Source organism: Cellulosimicrobium sp. BMG9.23 (assembly GCF_059159985.1).
Map to the genome: position 1 here is coordinate 21,032 of NZ_JBZGBZ010000001.1, position 24,448 is coordinate 45,479.

18 protein-coding genes are annotated in these 24,448 nt (G+C 72.5%); 13 read left to right on the forward strand and 5 right to left on the reverse strand.

Annotated features, from left to right (window positions below):
* Window positions 1–2 precede the first annotated feature (2 nt).
* Entirely contained in the window at window positions 3–1,121 is a 1,119-nt protein-coding gene (locus AC4H2G_RS00095) for a mannonate dehydratase (protein ID WP_494364094.1), read from the forward strand.
* 76 nt (window positions 1,122–1,197) lie between these two features.
* Window positions 1,198–1,617, forward strand: a complete 420-nt coding sequence (locus AC4H2G_RS00100; protein ID WP_494363749.1) for a TIGR03618 family F420-dependent PPOX class oxidoreductase — start codon at window positions 1,198–1,200, stop codon at window positions 1,615–1,617.
* A 12-nt stretch (window positions 1,618–1,629) separates the two neighbouring features.
* Here the strand turns inward: AC4H2G_RS00100 and AC4H2G_RS00105 are convergent, their stop codons facing one another.
* The gene (locus AC4H2G_RS00105) at window positions 1,630–2,655 is read right to left on the reverse strand and encodes a LacI family DNA-binding transcriptional regulator (protein WP_494363750.1); all 1,026 of its coding nucleotides are present in this window, start codon (window positions 2,653–2,655) and stop codon (window positions 1,630–1,632) included.
* Between the two features lie 62 nt (window positions 2,656–2,717).
* Here AC4H2G_RS00105 and AC4H2G_RS00110 point away from each other — a divergent pair, with 62 nt between their 5' ends.
* From AC4H2G_RS00110 to AC4H2G_RS00130, 5 genes are all read left to right on the forward strand, one after another.
* Window positions 2,718–3,080 (forward strand): L-rhamnose mutarotase, encoded by a 363-nt coding sequence (locus tag AC4H2G_RS00110; RefSeq protein ID WP_494363751.1) that lies wholly within the window; start codon window positions 2,718–2,720, stop codon window positions 3,078–3,080.
* Window positions 3,081–3,245: 165 nt separating this feature from the next.
* Window positions 3,246–4,424 carry an L-rhamnose isomerase gene (gene rhaI, locus AC4H2G_RS00115; protein WP_494363752.1) on the forward strand — a complete coding sequence of 393 codons (1,179 nt, stop codon included), beginning with the start codon at window positions 3,246–3,248 and terminating at the stop codon, window positions 4,422–4,424.
* 1 nt (window position 4,425) lies between these two features.
* Complete coding sequence (locus AC4H2G_RS00120) at window positions 4,426–6,525, forward strand: bifunctional aldolase/short-chain dehydrogenase (protein ID WP_494363753.1); 2,100 nt, start codon at window positions 4,426–4,428, stop codon at window positions 6,523–6,525.
* Window positions 6,522–8,078 (forward strand): rhamnulokinase, encoded by a 1,557-nt coding sequence (locus AC4H2G_RS00125; RefSeq protein WP_494363754.1) that lies wholly within the window; start codon window positions 6,522–6,524, stop codon window positions 8,076–8,078. Before AC4H2G_RS00120 ends, AC4H2G_RS00125 begins: the two co-directional genes overlap by 4 nt.
* Window positions 8,075–8,743, forward strand: coding sequence for a ThuA domain-containing protein (locus tag AC4H2G_RS00130; protein ID WP_494363755.1), 669 nt, complete (start codon window positions 8,075–8,077; stop codon window positions 8,741–8,743). Before AC4H2G_RS00125 ends, AC4H2G_RS00130 begins: the two co-directional genes overlap by 4 nt.
* Before the next feature lie 39 nt (window positions 8,744–8,782).
* Here AC4H2G_RS00130 and AC4H2G_RS00135 read toward each other — a convergent pair whose 3' ends face one another.
* Both AC4H2G_RS00135 and AC4H2G_RS00140 read right to left on the reverse strand, forming a co-directional pair.
* On the reverse strand, window positions 8,783–9,910 hold the full coding sequence (locus AC4H2G_RS00135) for a Gfo/Idh/MocA family protein (RefSeq protein ID WP_494363756.1): 1,128 nt from the start codon (window positions 9,908–9,910) through the stop codon (window positions 8,783–8,785).
* Window positions 9,907–11,859, reverse strand: coding sequence for a DUF6807 family protein (locus AC4H2G_RS00140; RefSeq protein WP_494363757.1), 1,953 nt, complete (start codon window positions 11,857–11,859; stop codon window positions 9,907–9,909). The genes AC4H2G_RS00135 and AC4H2G_RS00140 overlap by 4 nt, the downstream gene beginning before the upstream one ends.
* A 260-nt stretch (window positions 11,860–12,119) precedes the next feature.
* Here AC4H2G_RS00140 and AC4H2G_RS00145 point away from each other — a divergent pair, with 260 nt between their 5' ends.
* The 6 genes from AC4H2G_RS00145 (at window position 12,120) to AC4H2G_RS00170 (ending at window position 19,591) form a co-directional block, all read left to right on the forward strand.
* A complete protein-coding gene (locus AC4H2G_RS00145; RefSeq protein WP_494363758.1) occupies window positions 12,120–13,073 on the forward strand; it encodes a carbohydrate ABC transporter permease in 954 nt (317 codons plus the stop codon).
* Window positions 13,066–13,995: a carbohydrate ABC transporter permease gene (locus AC4H2G_RS00150; RefSeq protein ID WP_494363759.1), complete on the forward strand. Its 930-nt coding sequence runs from the start codon at window positions 13,066–13,068 to the stop codon at window positions 13,993–13,995. The genes AC4H2G_RS00145 and AC4H2G_RS00150 overlap by 8 nt, the downstream gene beginning before the upstream one ends.
* 75 nt (window positions 13,996–14,070) lie before the next feature.
* On the forward strand, window positions 14,071–15,399 hold the full coding sequence (locus AC4H2G_RS00155) for an ABC transporter substrate-binding protein (protein WP_494363760.1): 1,329 nt from the start codon (window positions 14,071–14,073) through the stop codon (window positions 15,397–15,399).
* A 214-nt stretch (window positions 15,400–15,613) separates the two neighbouring features.
* Window positions 15,614–16,954 (forward strand): Gfo/Idh/MocA family protein, encoded by a 1,341-nt coding sequence (locus AC4H2G_RS00160; RefSeq protein ID WP_494364095.1) that lies wholly within the window; start codon window positions 15,614–15,616, stop codon window positions 16,952–16,954.
* Window positions 16,951–18,498 (forward strand): UxaA family hydrolase, encoded by a 1,548-nt coding sequence (locus AC4H2G_RS00165; protein WP_494363761.1) that lies wholly within the window; start codon window positions 16,951–16,953, stop codon window positions 18,496–18,498. The genes AC4H2G_RS00160 and AC4H2G_RS00165 overlap by 4 nt, the downstream gene beginning before the upstream one ends.
* Window positions 18,499–18,565: 67 nt before the next feature.
* Window positions 18,566–19,591: a 3-oxoacyl-[acyl-carrier-protein] synthase III C-terminal domain-containing protein gene (locus AC4H2G_RS00170; RefSeq protein ID WP_494363762.1), complete on the forward strand. Its 1,026-nt coding sequence runs from the start codon at window positions 18,566–18,568 to the stop codon at window positions 19,589–19,591.
* Window positions 19,592–20,229: 638 nt separating this feature from the next.
* On the opposite strand, the gene AC4H2G_RS00175 is transcribed toward AC4H2G_RS00170, so the two are convergent.
* Both AC4H2G_RS00175 and AC4H2G_RS00180 read right to left on the reverse strand, forming a co-directional pair.
* Window positions 20,230–22,851 carry a pectate lyase-like domain-containing protein gene (locus tag AC4H2G_RS00175; RefSeq protein WP_494363763.1) on the reverse strand — a complete coding sequence of 874 codons (2,622 nt, stop codon included), beginning with the start codon at window positions 22,849–22,851 and terminating at the stop codon, window positions 20,230–20,232.
* Window positions 22,852–22,988: 137 nt separating this feature from the next.
* Window positions 22,989–24,404 (reverse strand): DUF1996 domain-containing protein, encoded by a 1,416-nt coding sequence (locus AC4H2G_RS00180; protein ID WP_494363764.1) that lies wholly within the window; start codon window positions 24,402–24,404, stop codon window positions 22,989–22,991.
* Window positions 24,405–24,448: the final 44 nt, after the last annotated feature.

The window sequence follows — 24,448 nt, forward strand, 5'->3', positions numbered from 1 at the left end:
AGATGGGCTTCCGCTGGTACGGCGAGGGGAACGACACCGTCACGCTCGACCACGTGCGGCAGGTCCCGGGCGTAGAGACGATCGTGTGGAGCCTGCACGACAAGCAGGCCGGCGAGGTGTGGGAGCAGGCGGAGATCGACGCCGAGGTCGCGAAGATCACCGGCCTCACGGACGAGGCCCGCGCCCGGGGGATCACGCGGACGTTCGACGCCGAGGTCGTCGAGTCGGTCAACGTGCACGAGTCGATCAAGCTCGGCCGGACCGTCCTCGGCATGGGCCGCGACGAGGCGATCGAGAACTACCGCACGACGATCCGGCGCCTCGGCCGGGCCGGCGTGAAGGTCGTCTGCTACAACGTCATGCCGGTCTTCGACTGGCTGCGGACCGACCTGTGGCACCCCCTGCCCGACGGCTCGACCGCGCTCTTCTTCGAGCGTGCCGCCGTGGACGCGATGTCCCCGGAACGGCTCATCGCGGACATGGAGACGAACACGTACGGGCTCACGCTGCCCGGCTGGGAACCGGAGCGGCTCTCGAGCTTCGGCGAGCTGAACGCCGCGTACGAGGGCGTGACGCGCTCGGACATGTACGCGAACTACCGCTACTTCCTCGACGCGGTGATCCCGGTGTGCGAGGAGGTGGACGTCAAGCTCGGCGTGCACCCCGACGACCCGCCGTTCGACGTGTTCGGGTGGCCCCGCGTGGTCTCGTCGAAGGAGGACCTGGCCACGGTCCTCGGGCTGCACCCCAGCCCGTACCACGGGCTGACCCTGTGCCTCGGCAGCTTCTCGGCGAACCCCGACGCGGACGCCGTCGACGCCGTGCGCACGTTCATGGACCGCATCCACTTCACGCACGTGCGCAACATCAAGCACCTCGGGAACGGCGACTTCACCGAGGTCGCGCACCGGGCCTGCGAGGGGAGCGTCGACACGACGGGGATCATGCGCGCGTACGCCGAGGCCGACTACCAGGGCTACGTGCGTCCCGACCACGGGCGTCACCTGTGGGACGAGAACACGACCAACAAGCCCCGGCCCGGCTACGGCCTGTACGACCGGGCGCTCGGCATCCAGTACCTGCTCGGCGCCTGGGACGCCTTCCGCTACCGCGCGCCCTGAGCCAGGTCGCCCTGTGCCGGTGCGCGAGGCGTGCCGTACGGTCGAGGCACTGTTGCCGTCGACCCGAGGAGCCGTCATGCCCCGACCCCCGCTGCCGTCCCCGCTCGTCGACCTGCTGCGCCGACCGAACGCCGCCGTCATGGCGACCACGCGGTCCGACGGCGCGCCGGTCACCGCCGCCACCTGGTACGTCCTCGAGGACGACGGACGCGTGCTCGTCAACCTCGACGAGAGCCGCGTGCGGCTCCAGCACCTGCGTCGTGACCCGCGCGTCTCGCTCACGGTGCTCGACGAGAACTGGTACACGCACGTGACGCTCCTCGGCCTCGTCGTCGAACTGCGCGACGACGAGGCGCTCGGGGACATCGACCGGATCTCGACGCACTACACCGGGCACGAGTACGCGAACCGGGAGAACGCGCGCGTCAGCGCGTGGATCGAGGTCGAGCGCTGGTACGGCTGGGGCGCCGCTCGCGCCGACGCCACGAGCGACTGAGCTGCTCCGGGGTCAGACGCGGTCGTCCGCACTCGAGGCCCGGACGACGAGCTCCGGCTGGAACAGGATCTGCTCGGCGACGGCGTCCCGCCCGCGCAGGAGCAGGTCGGCGGCGCTCTCGCCGAGCAGGTGGGTCGGCTGGCGCACCGACGTGAGCGGGGTCGCGAGCTCCGCGGCGAACGCGACGTCGTCGTACCCGACGACGGCGACCTCGCCCGGCACGTCGACCCCCTCGCGGCGCAGCGTGCGCAGCGCGCCGAGCGCGACGAGGTCGTTGACGCAGAACACGGCGGTGGGGCGGTCGTCGCGCGCGAGCAGGGCGCGCGTCGCGGCCTCGCCGCCGTCGGCGTTGAGCGACGGGAGGGTGATCTCCGTGAGGTGCTCCGCCGGGTCGAGGCCCGCGGTCGCGAGCGCGTGCTCGACGCCGCGCAGGCGGTCTGCGCACTGGCGGATCGAGTGCGGCCCGTTGAGGAACGCGATCCGCGTGTGACCCTGGTCGAGGAGGTGGCGCGCGGCGAGCTCGCCGCCGCGCACGTCGTCGACGGCGACCGACGACAGGTCGGGCGTCGGTGCGGGGCGGTCGAGGAGCACGACCCCGACGCCGCGCTCGCGCAGGGCCAGCAGGTGGTCGACCCGCTCCGTCGCCGGCACGACCATCACGCCGCGGACGCCGTGCTCCTCGAAGAGGCGCAGGTAGCGCGACTCGCGCTCCGGGTCCTCCTCGGAGCTCGCGACCATGAGCGTGTAGTCGTCGCGCGCGAGGCGGTCCTCGATGCCGCGAGCGACGTCGGTGAAGAACGGGTTCGCGATGTCGAGGACGATCGCGCCGACCGTCGTGATGGTCCCCGCGCGGAGCTGGCGTGCGGACCCGTTCGGCACGAACGAGAGGTCGTCGATCGCGGCGAGCACACGCTCGCGCGTCGCGGGGGAGACGCGGTCCGGCCGGTTGAGCACGTTCGACACCGTGCCGACGGAGACCTCGGCCCGCCGCGCGACGTCGCTCACCGACGCGCGACGGCGCTGGGGCTCGGTGGTCATGAGAACTTCTCTCGTCGGTCAGGCACCATGATGAAGCGATTCACGCACACGAAAGGGTACCGATGACCGCATCCCGCGCGACGCGCGTCTGCTTCACCTCCCAGGTCCGCCCGGAGCGGCTCGACGAGTACCGGTCCGTCCACGGGGCGGTGTGGCCGGAGATGCTCGAGGCGCTGCGCGACTCCGGGTGGCGCGACTACCACCTGTTCCTGCGCCCCGACGGCCTGCTGGTCGGGATCCTCGAGACCGGCGACTACGCCGCGGCCCAGGCAGCGATGGCGCGCACGGCGGTCAACGCGCGGTGGCAGGCCGCGATGGGTGACTTCTTCGTCGCCGACGGCAGCCCCGACGAGGGGTTCGTCGTGCTCGACGAGGTCTTCCACCTCGAGGCCCAGCTCGAGCGAGCGGGCCTCCCGACCGCCTGACCGTCCCGCCGGCCTCCACCCCGGGTCGAGAGGGCGCCGTCGGCGTCTTGACCGCGAGCGATCCGCTCCCGTACATTCGCAATGAATCGATTCATTCCTGGATCGGTCGCCGGGCCGACGTCGGCCAGCGACGGCGCGCGAGGCTGCGCGGAGAAGGAGACGGACATGACCGACCGCACCGAGGCGGCGCGTGCCACCCTGCGGCAGCAGACGATCGAGCTGCCCTCGTGGGCGTTCGGGAACTCGGGGACGCGCTTCAAGGTCTTCGCCCAGCCGGGCGTACCGCGCGACCCCTACGAGAAGATCGCGGACGCCGCGCAGGTGCACCGGTACACCGGCGTCGCGCCGCGCGTGTCGCTGCACATCCCGTGGGACCTCGTGGACGACTACGAGGACCTGGCCCGGCACGCCGCCGAGCAGGGCGTGTCGATCGGCATGATCAACTCGAACCTCTTCCAGGACGACGACTACAAGCTCGGCTCCCTGACGCACCCGGACCCGGTCGTGCGAAAGAAGGCCGTCGAGCATCACCTCCAGTGCCTCGAGGTCATGGCGGCGACGGGCTCGCGCGAGCTCAAGCTGTGGCTCCCGGACGGGATCAACTACCCGGGCCAGGACTCGCTCCGCGCGCGCCAGGACCGCCTCGCCGACTCGCTCGCCGAGATCTACGCGGCGCTGACCGCCGCCCACCCCGAGAACCGGCTCGTGCTCGAGTACAAGTTCTTCGAGCCCGCGTTCTACGCGACGGACATCCCCGACTGGGGCACGTCCCTGCTGCACTGCCTCGCCCTCGGCGACCGGGCGAAGGTCGTGCTCGACACGGGTCACCACGCGCCGGGGACGAACATCGAGGTCATCGTCATGCAGCTCCTGCGCCAGGGGCGGCTCGGCGCGTTCGACTTCAACTCACGCTTCTACGCCGACGACGACCTCATGGCCGGCGCCGCCGACCCGTTCCAGCTCTTCCGCATCATGCACGAGATCGTCCAGGCGGGGGCGCTCTCCCCGGACTCGGGCGTGAACTTCATGCTCGACCAGTGCCACAACGTCGAGGCGAAGATCCCGGGCCAGATCCGGTCCGTGATGAACGTCCAGGAGGCGACGGCCAAGGCGCTGCTCGTCGACGCCGAGGCGCTCGAGGCGGCGCAGGTCGCGGGCGACGTGCTCGCCGCGAACGGCGCCCTCATGGACGCGTACAGCACCGACGTGCGCCCGCTCCTCGCGGACCTGCGCACCGAGCAGGGCCTCGCGCCCGACCCGATGGCCGCGTTCGCGGCGTCGGGCTACACCGAGACGATCGTGGCCGAGCGCGCGGGTGGCGCCCAGGCCGGATGGGGAGCCTGAGATGACCGGCACGACCACGACCCCGACCCAGCACACGACCCGTCCCGCGACCCAGCCGGGCGCCGAGGCTGTCGCCGACCTCGTTGCCCGGTCGAACCGTCTGGGTTCCGACCCCCGCGTGACGAACTACGCGGGCGGCAACACGTCCGCCAAGGGCACGGAGACCGACCCGGTCACGGGCGAGCCCGTCGAGCTGCTGTGGGTCAAGGGTTCGGGCGGCGACCTCGGCACGCTCACCGCGAAGAACCTCGCGGTCCTGCGCCTCGACCGCCTGCGCGCGCTCGTCGGCGTGTACCCGGGCGTGGACCGCGAGGACGAGATGGTCGCCGCGTTCGACTACTGCCTGCACGGCAAGGGGGGCGCCGCGCCGTCGATCGACACGGCCATGCACGGCCTCGTCGACGCCGCGCACGTGGACCACCTGCACCCCGACGCGGGCATCGCGCTCGCGACTGCTGCGGACGGCGAGTTCCTGACGCGCGAGGTCTTCGGCGACGAGGTCGTGTGGGTGCCGTGGCGGCGCCCCGGCTTCCAGCTCGGCCTGGACATCGCCGCCGTCAAGGACGCGAACCCGCTGGCGATCGGGTGCGTGCTCGGCGGGCACGGCATCACGGCGTGGGGAGAGACGTCCGAGGAGGCCGAGCGGCGCTCGCTCGACATCGTCCGCCGCGCGGAGGAGTTCATCGCCGACCGGACGGCGCAGCGCTCCGAGCACCCGTTCGGCGCCGTGCGTCCCGGGTACGAGGCCCTCGCCGAGGACGAGCGGCGCGCCAAGGCGGCCGCGCTCGCGCCGACGATCCGCGGCCTCGCGTCGACCGATGCGCCGCAGGTCGGGCACTTTACCGACTCGGACGTCGTGCTCGACTTCCTCGCCCGCGAGAAGCTCGCCCCGCTGGCCGCGCTCGGCACGTCCTGCCCGGACCACTTCTTGCGCACCAAGGTCAGCCCGCTCGTCGTCGACGTGCCCGCCGACGCGTCGGTCGAGGACACGGTGGAGGCGCTGCGCGAGGCGCACGCCGCCTACCGCGAGGCGTACCGCGCGTACTACGACCGGCACGCGACGCCGGACAGCCCGGCGATCCGCGGCGCGGACCCGGCGATCGTGCTCGTGCCCGGCGTGGGCATGTTCTCGTTCGGCAAGACCAAGCAGACCGCGCGCGTCGCGGGGGAGTTCTACGTCAACGCGATCAACGTCATGCGCGGCGCCGAGGCGATCAGCACCTACGCGCCCATCGAGGAGTCGGAGAAGTTCCGCATCGAGTACTGGGCGCTCGAGGAGGCCAAGCTCCAGCGTCTGCCGCAGCCGAAGACCCTCGCGACGCGCGTCGCGCTCGTGACCGGCGGCGGGTCGGGCATCGGCAAGGCCATCGCCGAGCGGCTCGCGGCCGAGGGCGCGTGCGTCGTCGTCGCGGACCGCAACCTCGACGGCGCCCAGGAGGTCGCCGAGACGCTCGGCGGGCCCGACGTCGCCGTCGCGGTCGGCGGGGACGTCACCTCCGCGCGCGACGTCGCCGCGATGGTCGACGCCGCGGCGCTCGCGTTCGGCGGCGTGGACCTCGTCGTCAACAACGCCGGGCTGTCGATCTCCAAGCCGCTGCTCGAGACCACCGAGGCGGACTGGGACCTGCAGCACGACGTCATGGCCAAGGGCTCGTTCCTCGTGTCCCGCGAGTCGGCGCGCGCGATGATCGCGCAGGGCATGGGCGGCGACATCGTCTACATCGCGTCGAAGAACGCGGTGTTCGCCGGGCCCAACAACGTCGCCTATTCCGCGACCAAGGCCGACCAGGCGCACCAGGTCCGCCTGCTCGCGGCCGAGCTCGGCGAGCACCAGATCCGCGTCAACGGCATCAACCCCGACGGCGTCGTCCGCGGCTCGGGCATCTTCGCCGCGGGCTGGGGCGCGCAGCGCGCCGCGGTCTACGGGGTCGACGAGAAGGACCTCGGCGCGTTCTACGCGCAGCGCACGCTGCTCAAGCGCGAGGTGCTCCCGGAGCACGTCGCCGCCGCGGTCCTCGCGCTCACCGGCCCGGACCTCGCGCAGACGACCGGCCTGCACGTGCCCGTCGACTCGGGCGTCGCCGCGGCGTTCCTGCGATGACCGGCGCCCCGCACGACGGCCCGGTCGCCGCGCCGTCGGACCCCGCTCCTCGCGCGGCCCTCGCCGCGGTGGACCTCGGCGCGTCGAGCGGTCGCGTCGTCGTGGGCGTCGTGCGGGGTGCGCCGGGGGAGGAGCGCGTCGACCTCACCGAGGTCGCACGGTTCGCCAACGGCCCGGTCGAGGTGCCCCACGCCGCGGGGTCGGGCCTGTACTGGGACCTCCTGCACCTGTGGCGCGGCACGCTCGACGGGCTCCGCGCCGCGGGCGCGCACGCGCGCTCGCTCGGGCTCGAGCTCGCCGGCATCGGCATCGACTCGTGGGCGGTCGACGTCGGGCTCGTCGCCGACGACGGCACGCTCCTCGGCAACCCGCGGCACCACCGCGACCCGCGCCTCGCGGGCGTGGCCGGCGACGTGCTCGCCCGCCTGGGCGCGGCCGAGCAGTACGCGGTCGACGGCCTCCAGGTGCTCCCGTTCACCACGTCGTTCCAGCTCGTGGCCGGCCGGCACGACGCCGCGTGGCCGCTCGCCGCGTCCGTGCGCCTCGTCCCGGACCTCCTCGCGTCGTGGCTCACGGGCGTCGTCGCGAGCGAGGTCACCAACGCGTCGACGACCGGCCTCCTCGACGCGACGACGCGCGACTGGTCCGACCGGACGATCGCCGCGCTCGAGGGTGCGTACCCCGAGCTCGGCGGGCTGCGGGGGCGCCTCGCGGACGTCGTCGAACCGGGGACGGTGCTCGGGCCGTTGACCCCCGCGGTGCAGGAGCAGACGGGGCTCGGGGCGGTCCCGGTCGTCGCGGTCGGTTCGCACGACACCGCCTCGGCGGTCGTCGGCGTGCCCGCGACCGACGAGCGCTTCGCCTACGTCTCGTCGGGCACGTGGTCGCTCGTGGGGGTCGAGCTCGACGCCCCGGTGCTCACCGCGGAAAGTCGCGCGGCGAACGTCACCAACGAGCTCGGCGTCGACGGCACGGTGCGCTACCTCAAGAACGTCATGGGGCTGTGGGTGCTGTCCGAGACGCTGCGGACGTGGCGGGAGGCGGGCGACCCGGTGGACCTGGACGACGCCCTCGCCGCGGCCGGGGCGGCCGAGCCCGGTCGCACGGTCGTCGACCTCGACGACGACGCGTTCCTGCCGCCCGGGGACATGCCGGCGCGCCTCGCCGAGGCCGCGCGCGCCGTCGGGCAGCCCGTCCCGACGACGGTCGGCGAGGTCGTGCGGTGCGTCCTGGACTCGCTCGCCGACGCCTACCGGCGCGCGCTCGAACGGGTGACGTCCCTGTCCGGCCGTGCGGTCGACGTCGTCCACGTCGTGGGCGGCGGGTCGCAGAACGCGCTGCTGTGCCGGCTGACCGCCGAGGCGACCGGCCTGCCGGTCGTCGCGGGACCGGTCGAGGGCGCCGCGCTGGGCAACCTGCTCGTCCAGGCCCGCGCCGTCGGGGTGCTCGACGGCGAGCTCGCCACGCTGCGCGCCGTCGTGCGCCGGTCCGTCGGACTCCACCGCTACGAGCCGGTGCCCGGCACGCGGCACGCTGCTACGGTCCGGCGGTGACCTCGACGAGCCGCGCCCTCGTCCTCGCCGGCCGTGGGCGGTACGAGGACCCGTGGCACGACCACGCCGCGACGTCGCACGTCGTGGCGGGGCTGCTCGGCGAGCAGGGCATCGACGCGCACGTGCGCTCCACGTTCCCGGACGCGTTCGGCGACCTCGGGTCGTTCGACCTCGTGGTCGTCAACGCGGGTCGCGGCCGCCGCGACCCGGACTTCGACGGCGACGACGCCGCGTGGGCGCCCGCGCACGAGGCCGTCCGTGCGTTCGCGGCGGCGGGCGGGGCCCTGCTCGGCCTGCACCAGGCGGCGAACGCCTTCGCGGACAGCCCGCACTGGGCGGGACTCCTCGGCGGGCGCTGGGTGCCCGGGACGTCCTGGCACCCGCCGCAGGACGTCGCGACGTTCACCCCGGCGGGCGACCACCCCGTCGTCGACGGCCTCGATCCGGTCGTGGCCGACGACGAGCGCTACCGCGACCTCGTCGTCGAGCCGTCGTCGCGAGTCCTGCTCACGGCGCGGCACGACGGGACGGACCAGCCCGTCGTCTGGGTGAGCGCCGGTGCCCGGGCCGTCTACGACGGGCTCGGTCACGGCGTGGAGTCGTACGCGTCGCCGTCGCGCCGCGAGCTCCTGCGACGCGAGGTGGACTGGCTCCTGGGTCGCTGAGACCGCTCAGCGACCGGGGCCCTCGACCGTCGAGACCGCTCAGCGCGCCCAGGGGACGCCGAGCTCCGAGAACGTCCGAGCGCTCCGGGCCGCGTCCTCGCACCAGCGCGCGACGTCGGCGACCACGGGGTGGCGGTCGTCGCCCTCGCCGAGCCAGGTCACGCCGTCGTCGGGGATCGCGCGCGGCGCGGGCGCCGTGCGCACGGCCTCGAGCACCCGCATGAACGCGCCGGTGTCGCGGACGTCGCACGCGAGGCGCCGGTCCGGTTCCTCGCGCGCGGCGAGCAGGTCCTCGAGGAGGTTCGTGCGTCCGTACGTCTTCTCGACCTGCAGCTGCGGCGTGCGCAGCGTGACGCGGTCGTGCTCGTACTCGAACGAGATCTCACCGTCTGTGCCGAGCACGAGGACGCGCCCAGGCGTCCGCTCCGGCGCGCACAGCGTGAGCCCGGCACCGAAACGCCTCCCGTCCGCCGTCACGACCCGCAGCGACGACGTGTCGTCGGACTCGATCGGGTTGGCGCGGTACAGGTCGACGACGACGTGCGCCACGTCCGCGGACGTCCTCGCCCCGCCGACGCGCAGCATGGTCGCGACCGCGTGGGCGAGCGGGTTCGTCACGACGCCGTCGACGACGTCGCGCCCGTCGAGGCGACGGCGGCCCGCCCAGGCCGCCCGACCCCAGTAGCCCGCCGTGCGGACCCAGGTCCCGACCGCGCCGTACCCGACGACGTCGCCGATCTCGCCGTCCGCGACGATCTCGGTCACGGCGTCGATGGCGTGCGACCCGAACGACTGGAACCCGACCTGGCACAGGCGTCCGGTGCGCTCGGCGGTCTCGGCGATCGCCGCGTGCTCCGCGAGCGACGCCGCGGTGGGCTTCTCGAGCAGGACGTCGAGCCCGGCCTCCATCGCGACCCGAGCGAGGGGGAGGTGCGTGTGGATCGGCGTGCACAGGATCACGACCTCGGGCCGGACCTCGAGCTCGGGCGCCGAGAGCAGGTCGCCGAGCGTCGGGAACCAGGGCGCGGGGGCGTCGTCGGGCCGGCGCGGGTCGACGACCGCGCTGAGGCGCACGAGGCCGCGCTCGGCCAGGGCCGCGACGGCGCGCAGGTGGGAGCCGCCGTGGCCGTGGATGCCGACGACCGCGACCGGCGTCGCGTCGCTCATCGGACGCGTCCCGCGAACGAGGCCGCCTCGTCGAGGTCGAGCGCCCGGTCCACGAGGACGGCACGCAACCCGGTCTCGAACGTCCCGCCGGCGGGGACGGTCCGCGGCGTCTCCCACGCGAGGGCCGGGCCCGTGCCCGGGTACTCCGACGCGCGGACGAACCACGGCAGCGGCTCGCCGGGCTGGACGAGGACGAGCGTCGTCCGGCGCTCTCCGTGTTCCTGGACGTACGCCACCCAGGGCGAGGTGCTCCCGTGCGCGAGCACTTCGCCGACGCCTGCGGCGCTGAGCACCTCGGTGCTGCCGGCGATCGGCAGGCGCCAGAACAGACCGCCGTAGCCGGCGCCCGGCCGTCCGTTCGTGGCGGGCGACCCGATGACGAGCGCCCCCCGCTCCGCGCGCAGCGTCGAGCTCCAGTCGAGCACCCAGGCGTCCGTGTCGAGCAGCCAGGCGTCGAGCCGGCGGTCCTCCTCGAGCTGGGGCACGCCGTGCTCGTCGTTCCAGCGGACCCGGTCGTGCAGGAGGTGCGGCTCGACCGGGTCGACGATCAGGGCGCGGCTCAGCTGGCGGCCGTGGTTCGGCAGGAGCGTCGGGCCGACGTCGGTGACGAACGTGCGCCCGCCCCAGTAGGAGGTGCCGTTGACGTCGGGGACGGCGACCGAGACGCCGTAGTGGTGGCGGTGGTCGACGGGGCCGGAGTCGGTGAGCGGCACGCCGGCGAGCGTGTGGACCGGGTGCAGGAAGCTGCGGGGCGCGTGCACCTGCGGCAGCCGGTCGCCCTGCTGGTAGCGCGCGAGGCGCAGGTCGCCGTAGCGCAGCCCGACGGCGTCGCCGTCCGTCTCCCAGTGCACGACGTCCCCGGGCGCGGGCACGGGGACGCCGCTCGTCTCGGGTGCCCTGGACTCGGTCCGGGTGGCCTGCGACCGGACGACGCCGCGGGGCGCGGGGCCGGTGCTCGCCCGGATCTCGAGAGAGGGGTCGAAGCGCGTCGCGTGCGAGGCGCCCTGGTTCGCGTCGATCAAGGCCGACAGCTCCTTCCACGCGTGCCGGCCGAGCTCGGCCTGGGGAACCGCGACGGTGGTCAGTGACGGTGTGGCGTACCGCGCGAGGTCGATGTCGTCGAACCCTGCGACGGAGAGGTCGGCCGGGATCGCGACCCCGGCCTCGTTGAGGCCCGCGAGCAGGCCGAAGGCGACGAGGTCGTTGAACGCGATGACCGCCGTCGGGCGGGCGGCGAGCACCTCGTCGACGGCGGCGTGGCCCGCGGCGATGTCGGAGCCGCCGAGGAGCTCGACGACCTCGACGTCGGGGCGGCGGTCGAGCACGCGGCGCAGCCCTTCGCGGCGCTGTCCGTCGGACGTGCTGCCCGGAGGGCCCGCGAGGTAGACGACGCGGCGGTGGTCGAGGCTCACGAGGTGCTCGAGCACCTGCTCGGCGGCGTGGGCGTAGTCGACGACGAGCGCGGGGACGTCTGCGCCGGCGAGCGAGCGGTTGACGAGGACGACGGGCGCGACCTGGGGGACGAGGTCGGCGAGCAGGGCGTCGGGCATGCGGGGCGAGACGAGGACGAGCGCGTCGCACCGCAGCCGTGCCTCGAGGGCGATCGCGGCCTCCTCGCTCGGGTCCTCCGCGCTGTCCGCGACGAGCACGCGGTAGCCCGACGGCGCGGCGGCCGTGGTCACGCCGCGCAGGATCTGCTGGAAGACCGGGTTGCCGAGGTCGGGCACGACGAGCGCGATCGTGTGGGTGCGCCCGATCGAGAGGCTGCGCGCGACGTTGCTCGGGCGGTAGCTCAGCTCCGTGGCGACGCGGCGCACGCGCTCGGTGATCTCGGGGTCGACGGTCGATCGGCCGTTCATGACCCTCGACACCGTCGCGCGCGAGACACCCGCCGCCGTCGCCACGTCGGCGATGGTGATCTGGTCTCGGCGTGTGCTCACGCTGGCCATCGTTCTCCCTCGGGTCGTCGGGCGCGCGTCCTTGGCGCCCCCCGCGTCGTCGCGGGCACGCACTCCCGGCCTCGGGCCGGTCGCGATGGCATGACGGTACACCATGGGAAACCGGTTGCTCATGTGGTACCGTCCTCGACGTGCAACCGGTTTCCCACTGACGGGGATCCGGCAGGGCCGACGAAGATCCGGAGGTGTCCCAATGGCGGGAACGCATCGGCATCGACGCTGTGGCGTCGAGCTGCGCGAGGAGGTGTGGCATGGCTGTCGTCGATGAGCTGCGACGTGTCCGTACGTCGAGCAAGACGCCGCGGGGGACGGCGAGGCGTAAGTCTGCGGCGCACCGCCACGACGGCAGGGCCGCCGCGGTCTTCCTCGCCCCGTGGTTCGTCGGGCTGATCGTCATCACCGCAGGCCCGATGGTCGCCTCCGGGTACCTGTCCTTCACGGACTACAGCCTCCTCGAGGCTCCGCAGTGGATCGGGCTCGAGAACTACACGCGGATGTTCGAGGACCCTCGCCTGCTCAACTCGCTCGAGGTGACGTTCCGGTACGTCTTCGTGTCGGTCCCGCTCCAGCTCGCCGCGGCCCTCGGGCTCGCGCTGCTGCTGGACAAGGGCCTGCGCGGCCTGGCGTTCTACCGCTCGGTCTTCTACCTGCCGTCGCTGCTCGGCGGCAGCGTCGCCGTCGCCCTGCTGTGGCGCCAGGTGTTCGGTGCCGACGGCCTGGTCAACCAGTTCCTCGCGCTGTTCGGCATCGAGGGGCAGGGCTGGGTCTCGCACCCCGACTACGCGCTCGACACCCTGATCATCCTCAACGTCTGGACGTTCGGGGCGCCGATGGTGATCTTCCTCGCCGGCCTGCGGCAGATCCCCCAGATGTACTACGAGGCCGCGTCGATCGACGGTGCGAGCAAGCTCCGGCAGTTCCGCTCCATCACGGTGCCGCTGCTCACCCCGATCATCTTCTTCAACCTCGTGCTCCAGGTCATCAACGCGTTCCAGACCTTCACGCAGGCCAACATCATCAGCGGCGGCACCGGCGGTCCCGCGGACTCGACGATGGTCTACACGCTGTACCTCTACCAGAAGGGCTTCAGCTCCCTGGACATGGGGTACGCCTCGGCCATGGCGTGGCTCCTGCTCGCCATCGTGGCGGGGATGACCGCCGTGAACTTCTTCGCCTCCAAGTACTGGGTCTTCTACAATGACTGAGGTCTCCGTGCGCGACGACGCGCCCCCCGCCAAGCCCACGCTCACCGAGGTCGCGGCCGACTTCCCGGCCCCTCTTCGCCGGCCCGTCCGCTGGCGCGGACGTGTCCGCACGGTGCTCAAGCACACCGGCCTGATCCTCTTCGGGCTGACGATGCTGTACCCGCTGCTCTGGATGCTCGCGAGCTCGTTCAAGCCGAACGACCTGATCTTCCGCGAGCCCGGGCTGATCCCCAGCGAGCTCACCCTCGAGAACTACACGGCCGGCTGGACGGCGCTGCTGCACCCGTTCAACCACTACCTGTTCAACAGCGCGATGATCGTCCTCGGCTCGCTGCTGGGGAACCTCGTCTCGTGCTCGATGGCGGCCTACGCGTTCGCCCGACTGAAGTTCCGCGGCCGGAACCTGTGGTTCGCGATCATGCTCATGTCGATCATGCTGCCGATCCACGTGATCATCGTCCCGCAGTACATCCTCTTCTCCGAGCTCGAGTGGATCAACACGTTCCTGCCGCTCATCGTGCCGAAGCTCCTCGCGACCGACGCGTTCTTCATCTTCCTCATGGTCCAGTTCTTCCGCGGGATCCCCACGGAGCTGGACGAGGCCGCGCGGATCGACGGGTGCGGCCACGGCCGCATCTACCTGCGGATCATGCTGCCGCTGTCGGTGCCGGCGCTCGCGACGACCGCGATCTTCACGTTCATCTGGACCTGGAACGACTTCTTCAGCCAGCTCGTGTTCCTCACGCGCCCGGAGATGTACACGGTCCCCGTGGCCCTGCGGACCTTCATCGACTCGACCGGCGAGAGCTCCTGGGGCCCGCTGTTCGCGATGTCGATCGTCTCGCTCCTGCCCCTGTTCCTGCTCTTCCTGTTCGGCCAGAAGTATCTCGTGAAGGGCATCGCCACCACTGGCCTCAAGTAGTCCGTCGCAGCCGCGACCGGACCACATCGCAGCACACCCGTAGAACGACGACGTTCGACCGAAGGAGAAAGCACGATGAAGAGCTCGACCCGATCGACCCGCACCTGGCTGCGCGTCGGCGCGCTGCTCGCCGCCGGGACCCTCGCCCTCAGCGCCTGCAGCGGTGACTCCGGCGCTGCACCGGACGACGACCCCGTGGAGACGACCGACTCGGGACCGGTGGAGATTCGGTTCTCGTGGTGGGGCTCGGACACCCGGCACGAGACCACGCAGCAGGTCATCGACCTGTTCGAGGAGAAGAACCCCGACATCACCGTCGTCCCGGACTACACGGACTGGGGCGGGTACTGGGACAAGCTCGCGACGACGGTTGCCGGTGGCGACACCCCCGACGTCATCACCCAGGAGGAGCGCTACCTCGCCGACTACGCCGCTCGCGGCGTCATCGCGGACCTCGACGAGCTCGGCGTCGACACGAGCACGATCGACGAGTCGGTCCTCGAGTCCGGGACGACCGAGGGCGGCCTGTACGGCGTGGCCACGGGCGTGAACGCGTACTCGATCATCGCCGACCCGGCGATCTTCGAGCAGGCGGGCGTCGAGATGCCCGACGACACCACGTGGACCTGGGACGACTTCGTCCAGATCGCCAACGAGATCTCGGCCAAGGCTCCCGAGGGCGTGTACGGCGTCCAGGAGTTTGGCGGCAACGAGGCGGGCTTCAGCATCTTCGCCCGCCAGCACGGCCAGTCGCTCTACGGCGAGGACGGCGGGGTCGGCTACGACGACGAGCTGCTCGCCGAGTGGAACCAGATCACGATGGACCTCGTCGAGGGTGGCGGCCAGCCCGACCCGGCCCGCAGCATCGAGATCGCCGAGGGCGGTCCCGAGCAGTCGCTCCTGGGTACCAACACCGGCGCGATGGGCTTCTGGTGGTCCAACCAGCTGCCCGCGATCTCGAGCGCGGCCGGCCGTGACCTCCAGCTCCTCCGCGTGCCGGGCGAGTCGGAGTTCGACCGCACCGGCATGTACTTCAAGCCGGCGATGTACTACTCGATCTCCAAGACGACCGAGCACCCCGAGGCGGCGGCGAAGTTCGTCAACTTCCTCCTCAACGACCCCGAGGCCGGCGCGCTGATCCTCGCCGACCGCGGCCTGCCGGCCAACACGGACGTCCGTGAGGCCATCCAGGCGGACCTCGAGCCTGCGGACCAGCAGTCCGCCGACTTCCTCGCGAGCCTGGAGACCGAGATCGTGGACGGCCCGCCGGTCCCGCCGGAGGGTGCCGCCGACGTCCCGGAGATCACGACCCGCGTGAACACCGAGCTGATCTTCGGCCGGCTCAGCCCCGCGGACGCGGCGAGCCAGTTCACCTCCGAGGTCGAGGCCGCCATCGGCGGCTGACGCCTCTGACCGACCGGGTGCCGACGGCACCCGGGCACGACTGGCCGGACCGTCCCCGTCGCCCCACGGGGCCGGTCCGGCCGACCGCCCGCCACCGACCGGCGGACGGGACACCACCCACGGAAGGACCGCTGTGCCTCCCCTCGCCGAGTCCCCCCGAGACACCGGAACCCGTCGCCGCTACGCGGTCGTCGGGACCGGGCACCGGGCCCAGATGTACGTCGACGCGATCCTCGGGCCGCACCGCGACGTCGCGCGGCTCGTCGCGTGGTGCGAGCCGAACCCGGTCCGTTCAGCGTTCTACGACGACCTCGTGGCGGCCGCCGGGGAGGCTCCCGTCCCGACGTACGCGCCCGACGACCTCGAGGCGATGATCGCGCGCGAGCGCGTCGACGCGGTCGTCGTGACGTCGCCGGACCGCACCCACGCGGACGTCGTCTCGCGCGTGCTCGCCGCGGGGGCCGACGTCGTGCTGGAGAAGCCGATGACCACGACCGGGCGGGGCTGCCGCCAGATCGCGGACGCCGTCGCCGAGCACGGCCGCGACGTCGTGGTGACGTTCAACTACCGCTACTCGCCCCGCAACACCGCGCTCAAGCAGGTCGTCGCGAGCGGCGAGATCGGCGAGGTCACCGCGGTCCACTTCGAGTGGGTGCTCGACACCGTGCACGGCGCCGACTACTTCCGCCGCTGGCACCGCGAGAAGGAGATCTCCGGCGGGCTGCTCGTCCACAAGTCGAGCCACCACGCGGACCTCGTGAACTGGTGGGTCGACGACGAGCCCGACCTCGTGTTCGCGCGCGGCGGTCTGCGCTTCTACGGCGCCGACGGCGCGGGCGTCGCCCGCGCGGCAGCGGGGAGCCGTCCCGCGCGCGGCACGCGCGGCGCCCCCGACGGCCCCGCGGCCGACGCGCCGCGCGACCTGTTCCTGCTCGACCTCGCCGACGACCAGCGCCTCGCCGACCTGTACCTCGACGCCGAGGCGCACGACGGGTACCGCCGCGACCAGGACCCGTTCGCGCCCGGCGTGACGATCGAGGACACCGCCGCCGTGATCGTCCAGTACGCCCGCGGCGCCCTGCTCACCTACTCGCTGACGGCCTACGGACCCTGGGAGGGGTACCGCGTGAGCGTCACCGGGACGCGCGGCCGCGCGGAGCTCGAGGTCGTTGAGCGCGGCGCCGTGCTCGTCGGCGACGACGGGCGACCGGTCCTCGACCCCTCCGCGCAGGAGGCCCTGGCCACCGGGCCGACGCGCCCGCGCGGCGAGCGGCTCGTCGTGCAGCGGCACTGGGAGGAGGCGCGGGAGGTGCCGATCCCGAGGGGGCAGGGGGCTCACGGGGGCGGTGACGCGATGCTCCTGCAGGACGTCTTCCGCGGTCCGGGCGACGACCCGCTGGGTCGCCCCGCAGGCTGGCGCGACGGTCTGCTCGCGGCCGGTGTCGGGATCGCCGCCAACAGGTCGCTCGAGACCGGCCAGCCGGTCCGGCTGGCCGACGCGGTCGGGGGAGTGCACCGAGACGATGCGGCGCGGGTGCAGGCGGTGCGGGCATGACCGCGTCCACCCACGAGCGCGCCGCGCTCCTCGTGCTGCGCGCCGAGGACGACGTCGCGGTCGCCACGCGCGACCTCGTCCCCGGTGACGTCGTGGCGGCCGAGGGCGGTGAGCCCGTCACGGTCCGCGGCGCCGTCGCGCGCGGGCACAAGATCGCGCTGCGGGCGGTGCCGACGGGCGAGCCCGTGCGCAAGTACGGGCAGGTCATCGGGGTCGCGTCCGCGTCGATCGAGCCGGGCGACCACGTGCACGTGCACAACCTGGGCTTCGAGGAGGGCGAGCGCGAGCACGAGCTCGCCACCGTCCACACCGCGCTCGAGACGCCGGCGGGGCCGCGGCCCACGTTCCGCGGCTACCGCCGCGCCGACGGTCGCGTGGGCACGCGCTCGTACGTCGCGATCCTCACGTCGGTGAACTGCTCGGCGAGCACGGCCAAGATGATCGCCGACCAGTTCCGCGGGTTCGCGATGGACGGGTACGAGCACGTCGACGGCGTCGTCGCGCTCACCCACCAGTCCGGGTGCGGGCTCGTCCCGACGAGCGAGGGCGCCCAGGTGCTGCTGCGGACCCTGCGCGGGTACGCGGGGCACCCGAACGTCACGGGCGTGCTCGTGCTCGGCCTCGGCTGCGAGATGATCGCCGTCGACACCGTCCTGGCCGGCGCGCAGGTCTCCCCGGACACCGTCGTGCGGACGCTGACCATCCAGGACTCGGGAGGCGTGCGCGCGACCGTCAAGGCCGGGGCGCAGGCCGTCCGGGAGATGGTCGAGGAGATCGACGGCCGCTTCGAGCGCACCGAGTGCGACGTGTCCGAGCTCGTCCTCGGCCTCAACTGCGGGGGCTCCGACGGCTACTCCGGCATCACCGCGAACCCCGCGCTCGGCCTCGCGTCCGACCGGCTCGTCGCCTACGGCGGGACGTCCGCTCTCGCCGAGACCCCGGAGGTCTTCGGCGCGGAGCACCTGCTGACACGCCGGGCCGTCACGCCCGAGGTCGGTCAGCGGCTGCTCGACCGCCTTGCCTGGTGGCAGGACTACGCCGCCGCGGGCGGAGGGAGCCTCGACAACAACCCGTCGCCCGGCAACAAGGCGGGGGGCCTGACGACGATCCTCGAGAAGTCCCTCGGCGCCGTCGCGAAGGGCGGCCAGGCCGACCTCGCCGCGGTGCACGAGTACGCCGAGCCCATGACGACGAAGGGCTTCGTGTTCATGGACACCCCGGGCTACGACCCGGTGTCCGTGACGGGGCTCGTCGCCGGCGGCGCGAACGTCGTGTGCTTCACGACCGGACGAGGCTCGGTGTTCGGGTGCAAGCCCACGCCGTCGATCAAGCTGGGGACGAACAGCGAGCTGTACGCGCGCATGGGCGACGACGTCGACATCGACTGCGGCCGGATCGTCGACGGCACAGCCACGCTCGAGGCCGTCGCCGACGAGATCTTCGCGCGCATCCTCGCCGTCGCGTCCGGCGAGCTGACCTCGAGCGAGGACCTCGACATCGGCGGCGAGGAGTTCGTCCCGTGGCAGCTCGGCACCGTCACCTGAGCCCGTGCGAACGGGCTGGCGACCGGGCGGCTTGGACGATCCGCCGGGCACGGTGAATGATCGACGCATGCTCACACCTGCCACCGGCGCGGCCGGATCGCGCATCGTCGGCCTCGGACACCACCAGCCCGAGAAGACGCTCACCAACGACGACGTCGCGCAGCTCGTCGAGACGAACGACGAGTGGATCCGGTCGCGCACGGGCATCGTCACCCGGCACGTCGCCGACGACGACACGACCGTCGCCGACATGGCCGTCGGGGCAGCCCGCCACGCGCTCGACGACGCGGGCGTGGGGGCCGCCGACGTCGACCTCGTGATCGTCGCGACCGCGACCGCCGTCGACCGCTCGCCCAACACCGCGGGACGCGTCGCCTACCACCTGCGCACCGGCGTCATGCCCGGGCAGTCCACCCCCGAGGAGGCGTCCGAGCTCGACCTGCGCGGCGTCGTCGGCCCTGCGGTGCTCGACGTCAACGTCGCGTGCTCCGGCTTCGCGCACTCCGTCGCGCTCGCGGACCAGGCGATCCGCGCCGGGTCCGCGCGCACCGCCGTCGTGATCGGCGCCGAGAAGCTCACCGCGTTCACCGACTGGACCGACCGCAGCACGTGCATCCTCACCGCCGACGGCGCGGGCGCCGCCGTGCTCCAGGCGTCCGACACCCCGGGCGTCGGCCCGGTGACGTGGGGCTCCGAGCCGGACCTCACGCCCGCCGTGCTCATCGAGGCGCCGGCCGACAAGTTCGCCCAGGACGGCCGAGCGGTCTTCAAGTGGGCCATCACGCGCGCGGCAGAGCGCGCGAAGCTCGTCGTCGAGCGGTCCGGCGTGGCGCTCGACGACATCGAGGTGCTGGTCGCCCACCAGGCCAACCTGCGCATCATCGAGCCGCTCGCCAAGGCGCTCGGCATGGAGGACAAGGTCGTCGTCACGGACATCGTCGAGTCCGGCAACACGTCGGCCGCGTCGATCCCGCTCGGGCTGTCGAAGTGGTGGCACGCCGGCAAGATCCCCGCCGGGGCGCCCGCGCTGCTGTTCGGCTTCGGTGGCGGGTTCGCGTGGGCGGGCCAGGTCGTGGAGACGCCGTCGCGCTGAGCGTTCGTGGGTCGGTCCGCCGGGGGCTGCGCGAGGGGCGGGGCGAGTCCGGCCGGGGGCTGCGCGAGGGGCGGGGCGGGTCTACCATCCGCCGCTCGTTCCTCGCGGCTCCCGCCAGACCCACCACGACCCGCCCCACCCGTCGCTCCGCCCCCGGCCTCGTTGGCCGCCTCGCCTCGACCGCCCGCCCCACGGCCTCGTAGACCGCCCCGCCTCGCGGAGGCTGTCGCGCGAGAGCGTCGCCGCACGAACGACGAGATGCGAGTCGTTGCCGGTCCTTCCGCTTCCGGAAGGGCAACGACTCGCATCTCGCGTTCTGTCGGTGGGGAGGGGCGAGCGACGCGTCGCCTTCGATCCGGCCCCTGCACCGGGTCGAAGGTGACGGTCGTGATCTTCCTGACGCCGTACGGACACTCCCCGGACCACCACCTGAGGTGGGGGGCCAGGACGAGGTCCGGCGCCGGAACGGAGGGCGGGGCGGGTCGTGGTGGGTCTGGCGGGAGCCGCGAGGAACGAGCGGCGGATGGTAGACCCGCCCCGCCCTCCGTGGAGGTGTCGGGCCGGAGGTGACCGGACGGCGCCCCGTGGAGGCGTCGGACCGGACCTGACCACACGACCCGACGACCGTCACCAGGGGATCACGGGTAGCTCACCACCTTCGCGGGGATCGTCGCGGTGCCGCTCGCGCTCGGGCCGACGCCGTTGATGACGTGCTCGTACGTGCCGACGCCGCCGAGGGAGACGGTGAGGAGCGAGTGCATCTTCACGCCCGGGGTGACCGGGACCTCGAAGCCGTTGTCGGAGACGATCGAGGCGTCCGAGGTGAACACGCAGTAGGAGCCCAGGCCCCAGGCCTCGTGGAACTTCACGTCGTCGGCGACCTTGTAGGCGGCCCACCCGCGGATGCCGTCGTGGTTCCAGGCGGCCTGGTTCGGCGGGTCGTAGGGCAGCTCGTTCTGGTAGAAGATCGTGCGCCCGCGCTCGCCGTTCCACAGGGTGTTGTACTTCTGGTAGTGCTCGACGAAGAGGCCGTAGCCGCTCACGTCGTCACCGTTGACGATCAGGCCGTAGTCGGCGGTGTTGACGGTCCAGCCGATGCCCTCGCCGTGGTCGCCGCGCCAGGACCAGATGTGGTCGACGATCGTGTCGTCCGCGTTGACGACGATGGCGGCCTCGACCTTGCCGGCGTGCGCACCGCCCACGCGGACGAACACGTCGTGGAGAGAGATCGGGTCGTCGGCGTGGTCGGCGGTCGAGCCCTCGGTGCCGACGGTGAGCATGCTCGGGGACTCGTTCGCACCGGCGTCGAACAGGACGCTCGCGACCTTCACGCCGTCGACGTCGCCGACGCGCATCGCGGTCTGCCCGGCGTCCGGGACGATCGTCGCGTAGCCGAGCCCGAGCACGACGGTGTCGGGGTTGTTCACCTCGATCGTCTCGTCGAGGTGGTAGATGCCCGGGGTGAGGAGCAGGTTCAGACCCTGGTCGAGCGCGGCGTTGATGCGGTCCGCGCTGTCGCCGGGCTGCGCGACGTAGAACTCGTCGATCGGGATCGAGGAGCCCGGGGTGGAGCCGTTCTTCCACGTGGCGCCGCGTGTGCCGTCGCGCAGCTCGGGCACGAACACCGCGTAGTCGTCGCCGTCGAGGTACAGGTACGGCTTCTCGCGGATGACGCCGGAGGTATCGAGCGTGGTCACGGCGGGCTCGGGGAACGTCGTCGGCGGGGCGTTCTCGGTGCCGGAGAACACCATGTTCCACAGGGTGCCGTCCCAGCCGCCGGTGAGGGTCGAGTCGCGGGTGTACCACTGCTGCTGGGTGTAGCCGCGGACCTGGCCGTCGACGACGGAGTCGGCGGTGTACCCGCCGGACGCCCAGCCGTAGCGCGACGAGTGCAGCATGAGGTTGCCCTTGACGTGGATGCGTCGCATCGGGGCGGCCTGCGAGACGGCCCAGCGCATGTCGCCGCCGGTCGGGGTGACGGAGAGGTTCTCGATGGAGCGCCAGAAGTTCTGCGTCGCGTTGCCCTCGAACCACTCCGCGTCGGCCCAGATGCCGCCGGTGATGTTCACGTCGTCGGGGTTCCGGCCGAGGCCGTTGACCGACGTGTTGAAGCCGACGTTCACGTGCACGGGATACGTGCCGGGCTCGAAGAGGAACTGGTCTCGGCGCTCGCCGAACTGGCTGGTCTCCTGGGCCGCGTACGCCTCGTCCACGGCGGACTGGATCTGGTCGACGGGCGTGTCCGGACCGAACACGTGCACGTTCGGTCCCAGGTCGCCGCCGCCCTCGATCGGTCCGCCCGGGCCGGGGTTCTCCGTCGGGTCGCCGGAGGTCAGCACGCGCAGCTCCCAGATCGAGTAGCCGAAGCCGGTCCCGCGCTCGGTCCCGACCAGACGGAGGTGGCGTCCCGACCCCGTGACGTCGAGGACCTGCTTCCCCCCGGTCCCGTCGGTGACCGTGCGCAGCGTGCGCCACGTCGAGCCGTCGTCGGACGCCTCGACGCGGAAGCCCTTCCCGTACGCGCCCTCCCAGTCGATCTCGATCCCGCAGACGTCCTGCACGGAACCGAGGTCCACCTGGAGCCACTGCGCGTCCGAGAACTGGCTGCCCCAGCGCGTGTCGGCCTTGCCGTCCACCGCGAGCCCGGCGGCGTACGCGCCCTCCGTGGACGACGCCGTCGCCGCCTTCCCGAGCGCGGCGTTCGTCGTGCAGTCCTCGCCACCGGGGTCGCCCGGGTCGCCCGTCCCGCCGCCGGTCCCCGGCGTGCCGAACACCTGGAGCTCCCACAGGGAGTAGCCGTAGCCCGTGCCGCGCTCGGTGCCGAGGACGCGTACGTAGCGTCCCGTCCCGGACACGGGCAGCGTCTGCTGCCCGCCCGTGCCGTCGGTCACGGTGCGGACCGTGCGCCAGGTCGCGCCGTCGTCGGACGCCTCGATGCGGAAGCCCTTGCCGTACGCGCCCTCCCAGGTCAGCGCCACGGACGTGAGCGTCGAGACCTGGCCGAGGTCCACCTGGAGCCACTGGCCCTCGGTGAATGCGCTGCTCCAGCGGGTGTTCAGGTCGCCGTCGACTGCCCGTGCGGCGACGTAGTCGCCCTGCACGCTCGACGCGCTCGCGGGCTTGCCCTGCGAGAGGTTGACCGGGGCGGCCGCCGTGCTGAGGGGCGCCGCGGTCGCGACCAGCGGGGCCGCGACGCACGCCGCGGTCACCGCGGCGGCGAAGGTTGCCAGGGAGGTCCTGGACCGTTCTCGGATGTGCATGTTCCTGCCTTCTTCGGGTCGGTGGAGCGGCGGCCGCGATCGGACCGCGGCCGCTTCGGGCACACGGGTGCCTGCGGTGCGGCGCCGCCAGGGTCTGAAAGGGCGGCGCCGCACCGTCTGGGTGGGTCAGGAGAGGGTCAGCCGACGAGTTCGTAGTCCTCGTCGAGGACCGTGCCGCGATGCGGCTTGTAGAGGTCGTACCCGCGCGGGTTGCACTGGAGCCCGCCGTTGATGCAGTGCTCGACGAGGCGCTCGAGCACCTCGGGCTCCCAGCCGTTGATGAAGTCGTAGTGCCACGACTGGTCGGAACCGCTCACGAGCCTCACGTCCGACATGTCCCCGCTCACCGGCCACGCGATCTTGAACTCGATCATCGGCACCGCGACGGGATGGCTCATCGGGCACTGCCCGTTGACGGGGTACGCCATGTGCGTGCCGTGCCCCATGTGCGACGCCGCGTCGGGGGACAGGTGCATACCGTCCCAGCAGCTCGGCGCCTGGTAGCGGATGTTGAGCTGCGAGCCTTCCGGGCAGTGCGCAGGGATGTCCCAGCTCTTCGAGATCTCACCGCACTCCCAGCCCTCGACCGCGCCGGGCGCGGTCCGGAACTCGTCGTACGTCGCCATCATGTTGCCGGCGACGAAGCGCAGGCCGGCCGGGAAGGGCACGACCTTCGTGTAGTCGTCGATCCCGGACTTGTAGTAGACGGTCATCGGGATGTCCGGCTCGATCGGGACGCCGTTCTTCTCGATCGCGGGGAACCAGTACGACGAGTGGTCCTGCGGCACGGTGCACGTCGAGTCGGTGTTCTCGAACAGGTCCTCAGGCGTGGTGAATGCGTCCGTGACGCGGTTCCCGATAAAGGTGTGCAGGTGCGACCTCCCGGGCTGGCCCGGGAACACGATCGGGTCGTCCGGCGCGAAGTGCGAGAACGAGCAGTTCGCCTGGAACTCGTGGTGCGTCACCTCGTCGCCCCAGTCCGTCGGGTCGTCCGGGTCGGGAGCCTCGCCGTCGCCGAACACTTGTAGCTCGAACAGCGAGTACCCGTACTGCGTGCCGCGCTCGGTGGCGACCAGCTGGACGTAGCGACCCGTGGTGTCGAGGTCGAGCGTCTGGACGCCGCCCGGACCGTCGGTCACCGTCGCGACCGTCGACCAGGTCTGGGCGTCGTGGGACACCTGGATGCTGAAGTCCTTGCCGTACGCCGCCTCCCAGTCGAGGACGACGCGTTCGAGTTGCTGGGCCGTGCCCAGGTCCACGCGGAACCACTGGTCGTCGCTCGGGGAGCTCGCCCAGCGGGTGGCGCGGTCGCCGTCGACGGCGAACCGCGGCCCGAGGCCGCCCGACTCGGAGCTGGACGCCGCGGTGAGCGCGCCCTGCGAGAGCAAGGTCCCGGGTGCCGCCGCGGCGCCGCCGGCCACCACGAGCGACGACGCGACGAGGCCGAGGGCGAGGGCGCCCGTGAGGCCGCGCGAACGGCGTCGGACACCAGGGGTGGATGTGCGGTCCGGGGGATCGCTGAGGGATCGTGGCGTGCTGGTTCTCGTGTGCATGCTTCCTCCGTGGACGTCGTCGTCTGGTGGTGCGTGCGCCCGTC

Bases quoted from the DNA above. Each gene is read 5' to 3' on its own strand.
- AC4H2G_RS00095 (WP_494364094.1), top strand. From the start codon at position 3: ATGGGCTTCCGCTGGTACGGCGAGGGGAACGACACCGTCACGCTCGAC.
- AC4H2G_RS00100 (WP_494363749.1), top strand. From the start codon at position 1,198: ATGCCCCGACCCCCGCTGCCGTCCCCGCTCGTCGACCTGCTGCGCCGA.
- AC4H2G_RS00105 (WP_494363750.1), bottom strand. From the start codon at position 2,655: ATGACCACCGAGCCCCAGCGCCGTCGCGCGTCGGTGAGCGACGTCGCG.
- AC4H2G_RS00110 (WP_494363751.1), top strand. From the start codon at position 2,718: ATGACCGCATCCCGCGCGACGCGCGTCTGCTTCACCTCCCAGGTCCGC.
- rhaI (WP_494363752.1), top strand. From the start codon at position 3,246: ATGACCGACCGCACCGAGGCGGCGCGTGCCACCCTGCGGCAGCAGACG.
- AC4H2G_RS00120 (WP_494363753.1), top strand. From the start codon at position 4,426: ATGACCGGCACGACCACGACCCCGACCCAGCACACGACCCGTCCCGCG.
- AC4H2G_RS00125 (WP_494363754.1), top strand. From the start codon at position 6,522: ATGACCGGCGCCCCGCACGACGGCCCGGTCGCCGCGCCGTCGGACCCC.
- AC4H2G_RS00135 (WP_494363756.1), bottom strand. From the start codon at position 9,910: ATGAGCGACGCGACGCCGGTCGCGGTCGTCGGCATCCACGGCCACGGC.
- AC4H2G_RS00140 (WP_494363757.1), bottom strand. From the start codon at position 11,859: ATGGCCAGCGTGAGCACACGCCGAGACCAGATCACCATCGCCGACGTG.
- AC4H2G_RS00145 (WP_494363758.1), top strand. From the start codon at position 12,120: ATGGCTGTCGTCGATGAGCTGCGACGTGTCCGTACGTCGAGCAAGACG.
- AC4H2G_RS00150 (WP_494363759.1), top strand. From the start codon at position 13,066: ATGACTGAGGTCTCCGTGCGCGACGACGCGCCCCCCGCCAAGCCCACG.
- AC4H2G_RS00155 (WP_494363760.1), top strand. From the start codon at position 14,071: ATGAAGAGCTCGACCCGATCGACCCGCACCTGGCTGCGCGTCGGCGCG.
- AC4H2G_RS00160 (WP_494364095.1), top strand. From the start codon at position 15,614: ATGTACGTCGACGCGATCCTCGGGCCGCACCGCGACGTCGCGCGGCTC.
- AC4H2G_RS00165 (WP_494363761.1), top strand. From the start codon at position 16,951: ATGACCGCGTCCACCCACGAGCGCGCCGCGCTCCTCGTGCTGCGCGCC.
- AC4H2G_RS00170 (WP_494363762.1), top strand. From the start codon at position 18,566: ATGCTCACACCTGCCACCGGCGCGGCCGGATCGCGCATCGTCGGCCTC.
- AC4H2G_RS00175 (WP_494363763.1), bottom strand. From the start codon at position 22,851: ATGCACATCCGAGAACGGTCCAGGACCTCCCTGGCAACCTTCGCCGCC.
- AC4H2G_RS00180 (WP_494363764.1), bottom strand. From the start codon at position 24,404: ATGCACACGAGAACCAGCACGCCACGATCCCTCAGCGATCCCCCGGAC.